Origin of the sequence: Myxococcus sp. XM-1-1-1, assembly GCF_020037095.1 — a bacterium.
Classification (GTDB): Bacteria; Myxococcota; Myxococcia; order Myxococcales; family Myxococcaceae; genus Myxococcus; species Myxococcus fulvus.
Window position 1 is genome coordinate 31,282 of record NZ_JAIQDH010000005.1, and the last position, 15,075, is coordinate 46,356.

Consider the following 15,075-nt stretch of genomic DNA (forward strand, 5'->3'; position numbering starts at 1 on the left):
GCGCGGGCCGCGTCACCCCGTGACGTGAGCCTCAGCCCGCCTTGCGCTTCCGCTCGCGCTTGCTGGCGCGCGGGGCGGGGGAGGGCGGCTTGGGGGGCTCGCGCAGCTCCTCGGGCACGGGAATCGACTGGGAGATGCGCGTGGCCGGAGGCGGCGTTCCCGTTCCTTCCGGCAGCGCCTCCACGGGCTTCTCCACCGGCAGCGCGGGCATGCGGATGATGAACGTGGTGCCTTCGCCCGCCTTGCTCTGCACGGAGATGCTGCCTCCGTGGTTCTTCACGATGCGCTGACAGATGGCGAGCCCCAGCCCCGTGCCCTTCTGCTTCGTCGTGAAGAACGGCACGAAGATGTGCGGCTGCTGGTCCAAGGGGATGCCCGGGCCGGTGTCGGAGACCCGCACCTCCAACAGCTCGCCGCCCGCGTTGCGGAACTCACCGAAGCGCTCCGGCCGCTCCGTGCGCACCGTGATTCGCCCCTCGCGCGTGTCCAGCGCCTGCACCGCGTTCTGGACCAGGTTGATGAGCACCTGCTTGAGCTGCTCCGCGTCTCCGTCCACTCGCGGGAGCTGCAGGTCCAGCTCCACCGCCAGCGCGACGCTCGACGGCACGTCGTTCTGGATGAGGCGCATGGTGCGCGTCACCACCTCGTTCAGGTCCGTGGGCCCGAAGCTCTGCTTCATCGGCCGCGCGTAGTCGAGGAACGCCGTCACCACGCCGTTGAGCCGGTTGACCTCCTCGACGATGACCTCCAGGAACTCGCCGTCCTCGCCCGGCAGCCGCCTGGGGTCCAGGCACTGCGCCGCGCCCTTGATGGCCCCCAGCGGATTGCGGATCTCGTGCGCCAGACCCGCCGCCATCTCTCCCAGCGCCGCCAGGCGATCCCGCTCCCGGATCTTCTCGTAGAGCTTCGAGTTCTCCAGCACCGTCGCCAGCTTCTCCGCCACCTCCAGGATGAGGGCGATCTCGTCGGACGCGTACGCCTCCGGCACCCGCTCGTCCCACAGGTTCAGGAAGCCGATGACCCTGTCGTTGCCCACCAGCGGCACGCTGATGCCCGCGCGCATCTGCACCAGCGCCGCGCGCGTGTCGTTCAACCGCTTGAGCTCGTCGCGATACCGGCGCCCCTCCACCGACTGGAGCCGCATCGTCGCGCCTCGGCGCTCCACGTTCTCCAGCAGCACCGCCTTCTGCCCGCTCGCCACCGCGAACAACAGGCCCCGCGCCGCCGCCGTGTCGAGGAACGCCACCGGCAACGGCCCGCGTGAGTCGAGCAGCCGGTAGCCGGGCCGGTCCTCCGCGAGCAGGTACACCGACGAGTGCGTCACGCGCCCCGTCTCGTGCAGCGTGTCCAGCACCAGCGTGGCCAGCTCGGAGATGTCGATGACGTTCGCCATCCGCGCGCGCAAGGTCCCCAGCGCGTCCAGCAGCGCGAAGCGCTCGCGGAAGAAGATGCGCACCACCATCTCCTCCACCTTTGTTCGCAGCGGGTCCAACAGGATGAGGATGACGAAGGCCGCCACCACCGTGTTGAACAGGAACAGGCCCGTGTCCTCGTCCACCCACGCCGTCAACACCGTGAAGACGGCCGCGAGGATCACCGCCAGCACCGTCTGCGACGCAATCTTCCCCAGCAGCTCGTGCAGGTCCATCAGCCGCAGCCGCAGCAGCGTCTGCGCGAGGAAGAACAGGTACAGCGTGGTGAAGACCGGCCCCAGCGTCGGCAACGGCACCGAGCTGCCGATGAAGTCCAGCGCGGAGAACAGGATGCCCGCCGCCGCGCCGATGGCCAGGTACATCAGCCGCAGCTGCTCGATGCGCGACTCGTTGCTGCGGACCCGGTGGAGCAGCAACGACACCGAAGCGAGCAGGGAGCCGTGCACCCAGACGCCCATGGCCACCCGGGCCCACAGCTTGTCGGCCAGGGGGGTGACCGCCACGGCCAGGCCCAGGAAGACCGACAGGAGGGCGAGCCGGCGGCCCACCAGGTGTGTTCCCTTGCTGACATCCAAGAACTCGAGGAAGAACCCCACGGCGGCGCCCGGGATGAGCGAGGCGACCAGGACGGTGATGCCCAGGGTGATGCGGTGCGCCCAGGGGTACGTCACCTCGGGGAAGAGGCTGTGGAAGAAGAACGAGAGGTAGTACCCGGCCACCGTCAGGGCGAAGACGGAGTACAGGGTGAGCACCTTGGGCCTGGCCGGGCGCAACAACATGGACACGCCAAGGGCGAGGCCGATGATGGATGCCAGCAGCGCGCTCTGAGTCCGGATGTCCATGGGCGGGCGGACAGTCTAACCTGTGACAGCCTCCGGAAATTTTCCATGCACCCCCGGTTGTCCTGGGGCGAGCCCGCGCCCACCTCCCAGGCTCCCCAGCCCCGCGTATGAAGCCCTTCCTGCCCAAGCTCGCCGTCATCGCCTCCGCGCTCATGCTGTCCGCGCAGGCTCCCTCGTCCCCGGCCCCCTCCGGGACGGAGGCCTCCGAGGCCCCCACGACCCACACCGAGAACGCGCCTCCGGAGGCGCAGCTCTCGCCGCCGCCGGACGCCGAGAAGTCGCCGCTGCCGCCTGGCTTCGTGGAGGTGTTCAACCCGGCCTTCCCCAACGCCGCGCCGCCCGCACCCGTCGTCCACCGGGGCCGCCGCTACGCGCTGGAGGACCTGTCGCCGTACTTCGGTGAGGGCAAGAAGAAGGAGGCCCGCGCGGCCTTCGACAAGGGGCACTTCGCCCGCGCCCGCGAGCTCTTGAAGGACGAGGGTGACAGCCCGCCGGTGCGCTACCTGCGCGCCCTGGCCGCGCTGCGCTCGGGGGACGAGGAGACCGCCGCGAAGGAGCTGGCCGCCCTGGCGCCGGACTACCCCGCGCTGAGGGACCGGTGCCTGACCCACTCGGGCGTGGCGCTGGAGGGGCTGCGCCGCTACGACGAGGCCGCGGTGCAGCTGGCCCAGGTGCCGCCCGAGTCACGGCTGTACGTGGACGCACGGCTGGCGCTGTCCCGGGTGCTGCGCAAGAAGAAGGACGCGGAAGGGGCCATGGCGGCGCTGGAGCCGCTCACCTCGCGCGCGGCGCCCAGCTGGGGGCGCAACGTGGGCGCCGAGGCGCTGATGGCCATCGCCGACATCGCCGCGGAGAAGAAGGACAAGGCCGCCGAGCGCGCCGCGCTGTGGCGCCTGTGGGGCGCGCATCCGTTGTCACCGCTGGCGGTCCAGGCCGACAAGCGGCTCAAGGGGCAGACGGCGCCGGTGGAGGCCCGGGTGGCTCGCGGCGAGGCGCTGGTGGAGCTGCACCGCAACAAGCAGGGCCTGGCGCAGCTGGAGCCGCTGCTCACGCAGCTGAAGCTCCCGGACGCGCTGGCGTGCCGCGCGCACTTCTCCTACGGCAAGGGCCTGCGCAAGGAGCGCGAGCACACCCGCGCCATCCAGATGCTGTCGCCCGTGGTGGAGAAGTGCACGGACAGAGACCTGCTGGCGCGAGCGCTGTACGTGCTCGGCTCGTCGCGCTCCATCGTCGACTCGTCGCGCGGCACGGAGACGTACGAGCGGCTGGCGCGCGAGTTCCCGGACCACAGCTTCGCGGACGACGCGCTCTTCTACGCGGCGGACCTGTACGTGAAGACGGGCCGTCCCAAGGAGGCGATGGCGCGGCTGGACGAGCTGGCGCGGCTGTATCCCCAGGGGGACTTCCTGGGCGAGGCGCTCTTCAAGGCGTACTGGATTGCGCGCACGAGCAAGGTGGAGGACGCGGGTCTGTCGTTCCTGGACCGCATCGAGCAGCGCTTCGCGCAGGCGGACGAGAGCTACGACGTGGAGCGCGCGCGGTACTGGCGGGCTCGCACGTTCCAGGACCAGGGCAACATCCAGGGCGCGGCGGAGCTGTTCGAGAAGATCTCCGTGGAGCACCCGGCGACGTACTACGGGCTGATGGCGCGCTCGCAGCTGTCCGCCCTGGACCCGCAGCGACTGGAGCGAATCTCTCCGGAGATCTTCGCGGTGCCGGCGGCGGCCAGTCCCTGGCCGCTGTTCGCGGGCCCGGTGGGTGAGGACCCGCACTTCCGCGCGGGCGTGGAGCTGTTGCGCCTGGGCTTCCCGGAGGCGGTGTCGTCGGAGCTGCTCGCGGTGAGCCGGACGAACCAGCCCGCGGAGGCCATCCGCTTGTTGGTGCTGGTGCTGCACGAGGCGGGCGATGAGCGCGCCGCGCACGCGGTGGCCCGGTTGGCGCTGCGCAAGGACCTGAGCGGACGCATCACGAGCGAGACGCGCGTGGTGTGGGAGGTGGCGTATCCCAACGCGTTCCGCGACCTCATCGAGAAGCACACGGCGGTGTCGGGTGTGGAGGCGGACCTTCTCCAGGCGTTGATGCGCGAGGAGAGCGCGTTGGACCCGAAGGCGCTGTCGTGGGCCGGCGCGCTGGGGCTCACGCAGCTCATGCCGTCCACCGCGAAGGGCGTGGCGCGCGAGCTGAAGCTCAAGCGCTTCACGGTGGACCAGCTGCTCCAGCCGGACCTCAACATCCGCTTCGGCGCGCACTACCTGGGGGGGCTGCTCAAGAAGTTCGGTGGGCACACACCGTACGCGGTGGGCAGCTACAACGCGGGGCCGGGCGCGGTGAACCGCTGGCGCGCGGACAAGCCGGACCTGCCGCTCGACGCGTGGGTGGAGGAGATCCCCATCTCCGAGACGCGCGGCTACATCAAGCGCGTGCTGCGCTCGTACAACACCTACCAGTTGCTCTATGGCCGGGCGCCCAAGCTGCCCGTCATCAAGACCGCGAACCGGGAGTGAGGGCACAGCGGCTCGCTCACGCTGCAGGGCCGTGAGCGAGCATGGCGCGCCGCCAGGGGCGCGAGGGCACTTGGGGCGCATCCGTCGACCGTGTTGCTCGCAGTCCGGTACATGCTCCGGCGCAAGTGTGACTCCGCCGTGGGCATCGGCCTGTCTGTCCGCGCAGTCGAAGCGGAGGCTGCCTGTGCGTGGCTGCGTCCCTCCGGCATCGGGTCACGGCGCATCCAGGCCGGACGTCGCCGCGCCGACCTCCTCCTCATCCCAGGACCGTCGTCAACGCGCCCCCACGCCGGACCATCGCGAGGGCCCGAGGCCGATACTCAGTCGAGTCGCTTCAGGGCGCGCCCGATGGACGTGCCCTTGCTTCGCCTCGCGAGCCCGCGTGGCGCGAAGCACTCGAAGAGGACGGATTCAGCCGGGTCGCTTCAGGACGCGCCCGATGGACGTGTCTTTGTTCCGACGCGCGAGCAGCGTCAGCGCGAAGCACGCGAAGAGGACGGGGACGGAAGACGTGCCCGGTGACGCCGAGCAGCCACCGGATGACGGAGTCCTGGGCGGAGCCGGGGGCGCCTGCACTTCGATGCGCACCCGTCCCATGACGGTCTCGAGCCCGTCGGACGCCGTGTACGTGAACGACGCCTCACCCGCGAACGAAGAGCTGGCGCGATAGGTCAGCGTCGGCGCCTCCCCCGTGAGCGTGCCCGACGCGGGCGCCTGGGTGATGGCATACGTCAATGCATCGCCGTCCGGGTCCTCCGCATCCAGCACGATGTCGATGGACGCGCCCTGCGGGACGACGAAGGTCTGCTCCCGGATGACAGGGGCCTGGTTCCTCCGCTGGGTGACATCCATCGTCACCATCGCCGTCGCGCCGAGCGAGCCATCGCTGACGGAGTACTCGAACGAATCCTCCCCCGGCTCCGTTTCATCCGCGCGATAGACGAGGCGAGGCGGTGTGCCCGAGAGCGCTCCCCTCATGGGCTGCCGGGTCACGCGGTACGCCAGCGTATCGCCATCGATGTCGCTGCCCTCCAACATCACCTCGACGCTCCCCGCCGCGGACACCGTGAAGCGGCCGGCCCGGGCGATGGGGGCGTCATTGACGGGTGTCACCGTGAGCGACGCGGCGACGGGCGTCGAAGCCTGCCTGCCATCGTTCGCGACGAACTCGAAGGCATCCACGCCATGGAAGTCCGCGTGTGGCGTGTACGTGAGCCTCGGCGGTGTGCCCGTCAGCGTGCCGTGCGCGGGTTGCACCGTGACGGTGAACATCAGCGGGTCTCCATCTCCATCCGAACCGTCGAGCACGAGCTGCGCCGCCGTGTCCTCCTGGAGTGAGAGCGTGAGCGCCTTCGCGGCGGGGACATCCTCCTTCGATGTCACCGTCAGCGACACGGTGGCCTCATCCGAGGGTGCGCCACGGTCCCTCGTGAGGAACCGGAACTGGTCCGTCCCATGGAAGTTCTCGTCCGGCGTGTAGACGACCTGCGGCGGCGTGCCTGTCAGCGTGCCGTGCGCGGGAGGCACCGTGATGAAGAATCCGAGCGCATCGCCCTCCGGGTCCGTGCCCGTGAGCGTGATGGGCCGAGGCGTGTCCTCATCCAGCACGGCGTGTCCCGATTCGGCCTCGGGGCCCGCGTTGTAGGCGACCTCCCGCGTGTGGACCCTCGGTGCGGCGTGGGGCTCGCCCGTGAGTCGAGAGGAGACCAGCATGAAGTGCCCCGGGCCCACCGAGGCGATGCTCGAGCCTTGAGGCGCGTGTGGGTCCTGGTCCGGCGCCACCTCCATCAGGTCTCCCGAGGCTTCGCCCGAGGGCAACACGCGCCGGGCCCAGACCCGCCAGGGGTGGTGCCACGGTTCCCCGGACAGCCTGCTCACGATGCTGACGAGAAAGCCCTCTCCATCGAATGCAAGGTTCGGCGTGCTCGGAGCCTCGAGCCCGGAGGCGAGCACCCGCGGCTCCAGGTCGAGGAGGGTCCCGGACCTGCTCACGCGCTGGCTCCGCACCGTCGTCTGCTCCCCCCAGACCATGAGGTGGTTCTGCCCGTCGAACGCCAGCCCGGGCCGGCTCACCAGGTCCTTGTTCGGCTCCCCGAGCACGAATCGCCCCGGTTCCAGGAGGAGTCCATCCTTGTCGACGCGAACTCCCTCCAGTTGATGGACCCCGTCTCCGAGGAGGTAGCGGTTCCAGATCACCATGAAGTCCGCTCCGTCGAACGAGACGGAGGGCTCGGCCATGACGTTCCACACGTCCGGCGTCAGGACGATGGGCTGAGGATCCAGGACCGCGCCCGCCGCGCTCACGCGTGTCGCGAGGATCTGGTAGCCGCTCCCCCAGGTCACCAGGCATGCGCCACCGCCGCAGGCGACCTGCTGGTCCATGTTGTACTCGTACTCCGTCGGGATGGGGAACTCGGCTCCGCGCGCTCCGTGGCCGGGCGGCGGAATCCTCCGACCGTAAAGCTTGGGCTTCTGGGGCGTGGCGCGCTCGTCCTGCCAGACCACCAGGTACTGCGTCCCATCGAACGCGACGGTGGGGGACCGCTGGACTCCCACGGCGTCGCTGATGACGAAGCCTCCAGGCGTCAGCTCCGTGCCCGCCGCGCTCAGGAAGGTTCCATGGATGTCCTCGAACCGGGGCGTCTGGGTGCGGTTCGTCCAGACGACCAGGTACCCATGGCCATCCGTGGCGATGGCGGGGAAGGTCTGCGTATTCGTGGAGCTGCTGAGCCGCTGCTCTGATTTCAGGACGGTTCCCGACAGGCTCATCACCGAGGCCCACGTGTCCTGCTCATCACTCGCGGGGGAGGCGTCGTGCCACGCGACGAGCACGGAGCCATGGCTCAGCGCCAGCCCGGTGGCCTGACGTGCTCCATCCACGGTGTTCCTCCGGAGGACGATGCTGGCCGGGGTGAGCACGGCGCCCGCGCGACTGATGCGCGTGGCGCGCAGGCCACCCGAGTCGTAGGGCTCGCCCCCCGCGTAGTCAGTCCAGGCCACCACGTGGTTCGTGCCGTCGAACGCCACGCCCACGGGCCGTCGGTCACCCGCGCCGGAGAAGAGTGTGACGGCGGTCGCCATCACGCCCGCGGCGCTCACGCGTGCTCCCATGACCGCGACGGCGGTGCGGTTGACGTCGTGGGCCTCGCTCCAGGTGACGAAGTACCCTTCGCCGTCTGAGTCGATGGCGGGATGCCCCAGGATGCGCCCCTGGGGCCGCTCCAGGAAGATGCGCTCGATGAGCGCGCCGCTCGCGTCCAGCCTCGCGCCCCAGAGGGCGTTGTTGGAGAGGAAGACCCCATTGGAGACGACGAGATACTCCGAGCCACTCCAGGCCACCCTCGCGTCACCCCCGTGGTACAGCTCGTGGCCGACGGGGGTCGCCGGGAGCCCGTCCAGGCTCACCCGGGTCGTGCGAAGCTGAGGCGTCTCGGAGGAGGCGACCTCCCGCTCGCCCCAGACGAGGAGGAGGTCCACCCCGTTGGAGACGAGCGTCACTTCGACGAACTCCCGATGGGACGCGGAGGGGGCGGGGACGATGACCTGCGGTGTGGCCTCGACAAGAGTGCCGTCCGGACGGATCCGGACGCTGTTGAGGAACGTTCCTCCCGTCGGGGCCTGGCCCACCCAGACGACGCGGTAGTTCGTGCCGTCGAAGACCACGGCGGGCGGATGCCGCGTCTCGCTCCCCGGCAGCGCAATCCCGAGCGGGTCCAACAGCTCTCCCGACGGACTCACGCGTGTCGCGCGAAGCTGGCTCGCGTTGCGTTCGTCCCGGTCGTCGATCCACACGACCAGGAAGTTCGTCCCATCCGACGCGGCCCTCGGTGTGGACTGCGTCCTGCGTGCGGGGCCGAGCTGCCGCGCGCCCACGTCGCGCTCCGATGAGAGGAAGGGCGGGGTGCCCTGGGCCGGAACCGGGTCCAATCCGTGCGATGGGGCCAGGAAGTGCCCGAGCTGCCCTGCGGACCAGGCGTCGTGCGGCGCGGTGTCGGGCCCGCGAGAGACAGCCGCGACGGACACACTCCTCGATGAGGTGGTGCCCCATGCAGGGCTCGGCCTCATGCACATCCCAAGACACACCATGAGCGCGGCGATGGCTCGCGCTCGCATCCACGATGAAGACATGTCTGACCTCGCTGGGAGTCGAGGCCGGGGGGGCGTTTCGTCGGTGGCACTTCAACCCGAAGGGGCGAAGGCGCTCATCACGGAATCATCATGACTTCCGCATGCGTGGGGCACCGTCGCGCCCGCGGGACGGCTGAAGCCAGGCTTCCATGCGGTGGGCTCGAATGCCGCGCGTGGGCCCGAAGCGACGCGGGCCCACGCATGACTCCCGGTTTCAGCCGAGGTGCTTCGTGGCGCGTGCCCTCACGAGGCCGAGGACGCGCTGTCGCCGCGCGAGTAGGGCGAGGACCCCGAGCACCAGCATCAGCGACGGTGAGCCGCCGGACGACGAGCATCCTCCCGACTTCCCGGCGGGCGGCTCCACCGGCCTGGCCAGAGACCGGATGAACACGCGGCCGGTCGCTGACTCCAGACCATCGCTGACGACGTAGGTGAAGGACACCTGGCCGGTGAACGAGGCGCTCGCCTGGAACCGCAGGTGGGGCGGCTCGCCGGACAGCGTGCCCGAGGCGGGCCGTTCGGTGAGCTCGTAGGTCAACACGTCACCGTCCAGGTTCTCGACGTCGAGCTCGATGTCGATGCTCTCGCCGGGGTTGACGGAGAGCTGTTGATCCACGGCGAAGGGCGGCACGTTCAGGAACCGGACATCGATGGTGACGGTGCCCGTGGCTACACGCTTCCCGTCGCTCACGGTGAAGACGAGCGACTCGTCCTCCCGGGCATGGGGGAAGGGCGTGTAGACCAGGTTCGGCGCGGTGCCGGTGAGCGTTCCATTCCGCGGTTGCGCCACGGAGTAGGTGAGCGCATCTCCATCCACGTCGTGGGCCTTCAGCACGATGGCGACGGAGGCGTCCCGGTCCACGGCATAGGACGAGTCCTCGGCGACCGGCGCGTCATCGACGGGATGCACGGTGATGCTCACCCGGACCCGCGCGGACTCGAGGCGGCCGTCGCTCGCGGCGTACTCGAAGAAGTCGGTGCCGCTGAAGTCCGGGTGCGGAGTGTACGAGAGGTCCGGCGGTGTCCCCATGAGCGTGCCGTGCATGGGCAGCGGGCCGATCAGATACGTCAGCACATCGCCGTTCTCATCCGTGGCCCGCAGGCGGAGGGTGACGCTCGTGTCCTCGTCCAACTCGATGCCGAGCGGCTCCACCTGGGGGGCCACGGGCGCGCGGAGGACCTTCACCCGGACGGTGGCGGTGCTCGCCATGCCCTGGGCATCGGTCGCGGTGAACTGGAAGCGGTCCTCGCCCCGGAACCCGGACTCGGGCGTGTACGTGACGTCGGGCGGTGTGCCCGTCACCGCTCCGTGCGCTGGCCTCTCGCTGACGCTGAACGTGACGTCGTCACCCTCCACGTCGCGCGCGGTGAGCGTGAGGTCGAGCGGCGTGCTCTCCACCAGGTCGTATGAACGGTCCGTCACCTGGGGCGCGGTGTTGTAGCGGGCAGCGCGCGTGAAGACCCGGTGTGTGCCATGCGGCGGCCCCTCGAACCGGGAGTAGGCCACGAGGAACTGCCCGCGCTTCACGGACGTGCCCGCGGCGAAGGTGTCGCTCCACGGCGCGGCGGCCAGGACCTGGGGCGTGCCCGGGGTGCTGTCGAACGCCATCGTCCGGGTGCCATGAATCGTGTTGAGCGTCGAGCCCTCGGGAGGCTGCGAGGCCCAGAGCACGAGCGAGGAGATTCCGTCGGAGACGACCCTCGGACGCTGCTCGAGCGAGGCCTCCACGGGAGACATCTCCCAGGCCGGAGTGTCCAGCACGGCGCCACCGGGGCTCACGCGGGCGGCGCGGACCTGCGAGCCCTCCATCCACGCGACAACATGGTTCGTCCCATCGAACGCGACGGATGGAGCGCGCAGGCCCGGTGACTCCCCGCTGATGGGGAAGGTGCTCATGGCGGGCTGGTTGGGAGACGCCGCCACGCGCTTGCCTTCGACGCGCATCAGGTTCGCGCCCGTGCTGAAGCCCGAGCTGTAGACCAGCAGGAAGTGACTTCCATCGAAGGAGACCGACAGGTCCTGCTCCAGGGGGCCGCGCCCGATGATCTGAGTGGATGAGAGCTGGGAAGGCGCACCTTCATCCGGGCCCACGTAGCTGCCGACGATTCTGTCCCACGATGGGTCGGAGCTCTGGGAGTACCAGGCCACGAAGCACGTCTTCGTGTCGCACGCGAGCCTCGGCCGGGCCGAGGGCCTCTCGTTGGGCTGGAGGCGGAACTCGGGGGTGACGGGGGCCCCGAACGCGGGGACCCGTCGCGCCATGATGTCGACGGTGTCGGAGTCGGTCTCCGTCCAGGTCACCAGGAAGTTCGTGCCGTCGAACGCGACGGCGGGGTGCTGTTGGTCCCTCGCGGACTGGGTGATGGCGAAGCCGCCCGGTGTCAGCTCGACGCCCGCGTCATCCAGGAAGGTGCCGAAGATGTCCGAGCCCTGCGGGAGCGCGTTCGGCTCGCTCCAGACCACCAGGTGGTGATTGCCACCCGCGGCCGGCGCGGGCGAGAGCTGGGGGTTGGACGACGACGAGACGAGGAGATGGTCCTCCAGGAGCGCTCCCGTGCTGTCCAGCCGCGAGGCGTGGAGGGTGGAGTCGGGGGCCTCGAAGTCGCTCTGCCAGACGAGGAGGATGTCCGTGCCGGAGGCCGCCATCGCCTCCTGCAAGAGGAAGACGTTCCCCGGGTTGCGCCGCACGATGTAGCCGCTGGCATCCAGCACCGCGCCGGCCGGAGACACGCGTTTGGCGTAGACGGTGGTGACACGCGCGCTGTTGAGGCTCTGGTCGTCCTGCCACGTCACCACGTAGTTCGTGCCATTGAAGGCGACCTGCGGAGAGGGCTGGAAGGCGGGGGCGTCGTGGAGGGAGAACGGCGCCCCGAGGACACCCTGCGTGGCGCTGACCCGCGCGCCCATGACGTTCTGTCTCCCGCTGTTCTCCGCCTCCGGCTCGGTCCAGACGACCAGGTGGTTCGTGCCATCGGACGCGAGGTGGGGTGGGCTGGCGCGCGTGGCTTCAGGTGCGCTGATGCGGAACGCGCTCCCCTGGGCCTCTCCACGTGTGTTCACCCGGACGCCCCAGACGCCCCGGGACCCGTAGGTGATGAACCCGCCCTGGGGTGTCCAGGTCACTGTCCCGGCGCCGCCCTCGCCCAGCTCCACGCCGTCGGGGTCGAGCACCGTTCCATCCAGCTCCACCCGCGTGGCGCGAACGTGTTCCACCCCCATGTCCGACTCCTCGTCCCAGACCAGCAGATAGCCGTCACCGGTGAATGCCAGGCTGGTCCGCGTGGAGGTGCCGGGCTTCGGGCGGAGCAACTCCCGGTCGGCCCACAGGACCTGTCCATCCGCGCCCACGCGTGTGCCGCGCAGGGGCGCGACGGTGTTGCCGTCGACCGAGGCGTCCTGCCAGACCACGAGGAAGCCCGTGCTGTCCCCGGCGATGGAGATGCCCTGCTGATAGAGCGGCACATGGGAGCCCCGGGTCAACCGGATGCCCGCGGGGTCCAGCACCTCCCCCGAGGCGTTCAGCCGGGTCGCGTAGACCTGCGTCCCTTCTCCGCCTTCCCCATGGATGCCGTGGCGCTCGTCCACCCAGGCCGCGAGGTAGGTCGAGGTGCCCCAGGCGAGGGCGGACTCGGTCTGGCTCAGGTGCGCCGGGCCCCGTCTCGTGGCGCCTGCCGGCCGCTCCGTGGAGAGCACGGGCCCCGACTGTGGCGTGGCACCCCACGCGCGCCCCTGAACGCCCGACACCCCGAGACAAAGGACGAACGCCGCGATGGCTCGCGTTCGCATCCGTGACGACCACATGGTTGACCTCGAAGGGAGCCGAGGCCGGGGGGGCTTGCGTCATGAACGGACGTCGGACGTCCGCGTCGCACGCGAATCCGCTCGAGGGCTGTCCTCACCTGGAGAAGAACGACGGGCCGCGCGAACGGGGCGTGTCCGCGCGGCCCGTGGTGGCGTCAGCCCTGGATGAAGGCGAGCAGGTCCTCGTTGATGATGCCCTTGTTGACCGCGCACATGCCGTGGCTGAAGCCGGGGTAGACCTTGAGCTTCGCGCCCTTGACCAGGGTGGCGGTGAGCTTGCCCGCGCCCTCGAAGGGGACGATCTGGTCGTCATCACCGTGCATGACCAGCGTGGGCACGTCGAACTTCGCCAGGTCCGCGCGGAAGTCCGTCTCCGAGAAGGCCTTGACGGTGTCGTACTCGGCCTTGATGGAGGCCATCAGCCCCTGCATGACGAACGTGTCACGAAGTCCCTCGGAGACCTTCGCGTTCGGGCGGTTGAAGCCGAAGAACGCCAGGCTCAGCTCGCGGAAGAACGACGCCCTGTCGGAGCGCACGCCCGCGCGGATGTCGTCGAACACCTTCATGGGGAGCCCGTTGGGGTGCCAGTCCGTCTTGAGCATGATGGGGGGCACGGCGCCAATGAGCACCGCCTTCGCCACGCGCGAGGTGCCATGCCGGCCGATGTACCGGGCCACCTCGCCACCGCCCGTCGAGTGGCCCACGTGCACGGCCTTGCTCAACCCCAGCGCCGAGGTCAGCTCCGCGAGGTCGTCCGCGAAGTGGTCCATGTCATGCCCGCTCCACGGCTGTGACGAGCGACCATTGCCCCGCCGGTCATGCGCGATGGTCCGATAGCCGCGGTCCGACAGGAACATCATCTGGTCCTCGAACGCGTCGGCCGACAGCGGCCAGCCGTGCGAGAAGACGACGGGCTGGCCATCCCGGGGGCCCCAGTCCTTGAAGTAGATCTGCGTGCCGTCGCGGGTGGTGAGGTAGCTGCCGGAGATCTTCCCGGCCCCTGTGGACGCTTGTGTCGCCATGGCATGTCCTCGCGTTTCGGGTGGGTGCAACCGTCGCGAAGATGGGGACCTGAATCAGGGGACGCCATTGAACCCGGGCGCGCGGACGGACGGCGATTCGGGTGCCAGGCGGAGGGAGCCGACCAGGCTGGCCAGCAGGGGAGCGCCTGGGAGCGGACATCCGATGACACGGAAGGATGCAGGCCGCGTCGGCGGTGCTACCCTGCGCCGCGATGAAGAAAGTCCTCGCGGCTCTGGCAGTGGTCATCGTGTTGGCGGCGGTGGCGGGTGTGGGTGCCTTCGTGGTGATGGAGGGGGCGGTCAACAAGGCCGTCGCCGCTCCGGGTGCGCCCGTGGTGGAGTTCACCGTCCCCAAGGGAACCTCGGGCAGGGGCCTGGGCGGCCTGCTCGTCACGCAGGGGTTGCTCTCGGACACCAAGGTCTGGCGCTACCACCTGTTCCGTCGGGGTGGGTTCTCGCCCAAGGCGGGGCGTCATCCGGTGAGCCCGTCCATGACGGTGGCGGAGCTGGCCAAGGCGCTGGAGGGCAACCCGCTCCCGGACGACATCCCGTTCGTGGTGGTGGAGGGCTGGCGGCTTCGCGACACGGACGCGGCGCTCGTCGCGGCGAACCTCATCAAGCCGGGCGAGTACATCGCGGCGGCCAGCAACCCCAGCCGCTTCAAGGCGCCGTTCCCGCTGCCCGTCACCACGCTGGAGGGCTACCTCTACCCGGAGACGTACGGCATCATCCCCGGGGACGTGGACGTGGAGGACCTCATCCAGCGGCAGCTGGACGCCTTCGCCGCGCGCTTCTACACGCCGAACAAGGACGCCATCGCCAGGAGCGGACGCTCGCTGCACGAGGTGGTGGTGATGGCCTCCATGCTGGAGCGCGAGGAGCCGGTGCCCGCGCAGCGTCCCCTGGTGGCGGGCATCCTCTGGAAGCGCGTGGACAAGGGCTTCCCGCTCGGCGTGGACGCGACGTCGCGTTACGTGCTGGCGCAGTGGAACGACCGCAAGGAGTTCCTCAAGCGCCTGCGAGACCCCGAGGACCCCTACAACACGCGGCACCGCAAGGGCCTGCCGCCGGGTCCCATCGGCGCGCCCACGGTGGAGTCGCTCCAGGCCGCCATGGCGCCGAAGCCGAGCGAGTTCTGGTACTACCTGCACGACGCGCAGAAGAACCTGCACCCCTCGCGCAACGCGGACGAGCACGAGGCGCTGCGCAAGAAGTACAACGTGTACTGAGCCTGGATGGCGCCCCCCCGCCGAGGAGGCGGGGGCGCGGTGCCTCGGCTCCATCTGTCCTCGGGTGGCCAATCGCTGGCGCACCTGTTGCTCAGCGACCTCCCTCGTTGAACAC

General features: G+C 69.9%; 6 protein-coding genes. 2 read left to right on the forward strand and 4 right to left on the reverse strand.

Annotated features, from left to right (window positions below):
• Positions 1 to 31: 31 nt before the first annotated feature.
• Positions 32 to 2,275: an ATP-binding protein gene (locus K8640_RS12625; protein ID WP_223747267.1), complete on the reverse strand. Its 2,244-nt coding sequence runs from the start codon at positions 2,273 to 2,275 to the stop codon at positions 32 to 34.
• A 107-nt stretch (positions 2,276 to 2,382) separates the two neighbouring features.
• Here K8640_RS12625 and K8640_RS12630 point away from each other — a divergent pair, with 107 nt between their 5' ends.
• Positions 2,383 to 4,779 (forward strand): transglycosylase SLT domain-containing protein, encoded by a 2,397-nt coding sequence (locus K8640_RS12630; RefSeq protein ID WP_223747268.1) that lies wholly within the window; start codon positions 2,383 to 2,385, stop codon positions 4,777 to 4,779.
• Between the two features lie 411 nt (positions 4,780 to 5,190).
• Here the strand turns inward: K8640_RS12630 and K8640_RS43095 are convergent, their stop codons facing one another.
• From K8640_RS43095 to K8640_RS12645, 3 genes are all read right to left on the reverse strand, one after another.
• Positions 5,191 to 8,802: an Ig-like domain-containing protein gene (locus K8640_RS43095; RefSeq protein WP_223747269.1), complete on the reverse strand. Its 3,612-nt coding sequence runs from the start codon at positions 8,800 to 8,802 to the stop codon at positions 5,191 to 5,193.
• A gap of 319 nt (positions 8,803 to 9,121) precedes the next feature.
• On the reverse strand, positions 9,122 to 12,601 hold the full coding sequence (locus K8640_RS43100) for an Ig-like domain-containing protein (RefSeq protein WP_223747270.1): 3,480 nt from the start codon (positions 12,599 to 12,601) through the stop codon (positions 9,122 to 9,124).
• Between the two features lie 263 nt (positions 12,602 to 12,864).
• Positions 12,865 to 13,731, reverse strand: coding sequence for an alpha/beta fold hydrolase (locus K8640_RS12645; RefSeq protein ID WP_223747271.1), 867 nt, complete (start codon positions 13,729 to 13,731; stop codon positions 12,865 to 12,867).
• Positions 13,732 to 13,943: 212 nt separating this feature from the next.
• On the opposite strand from K8640_RS12645, the gene mltG reads away from it, so the two are divergent.
• The gene (gene mltG, locus K8640_RS12650; RefSeq protein ID WP_223747272.1) at positions 13,944 to 14,960 is read left to right on the forward strand and encodes an endolytic transglycosylase MltG; all 1,017 of its coding nucleotides are present in this window, start codon (positions 13,944 to 13,946) and stop codon (positions 14,958 to 14,960) included.
• Positions 14,961 to 15,075 lie beyond the last annotated feature (115 nt).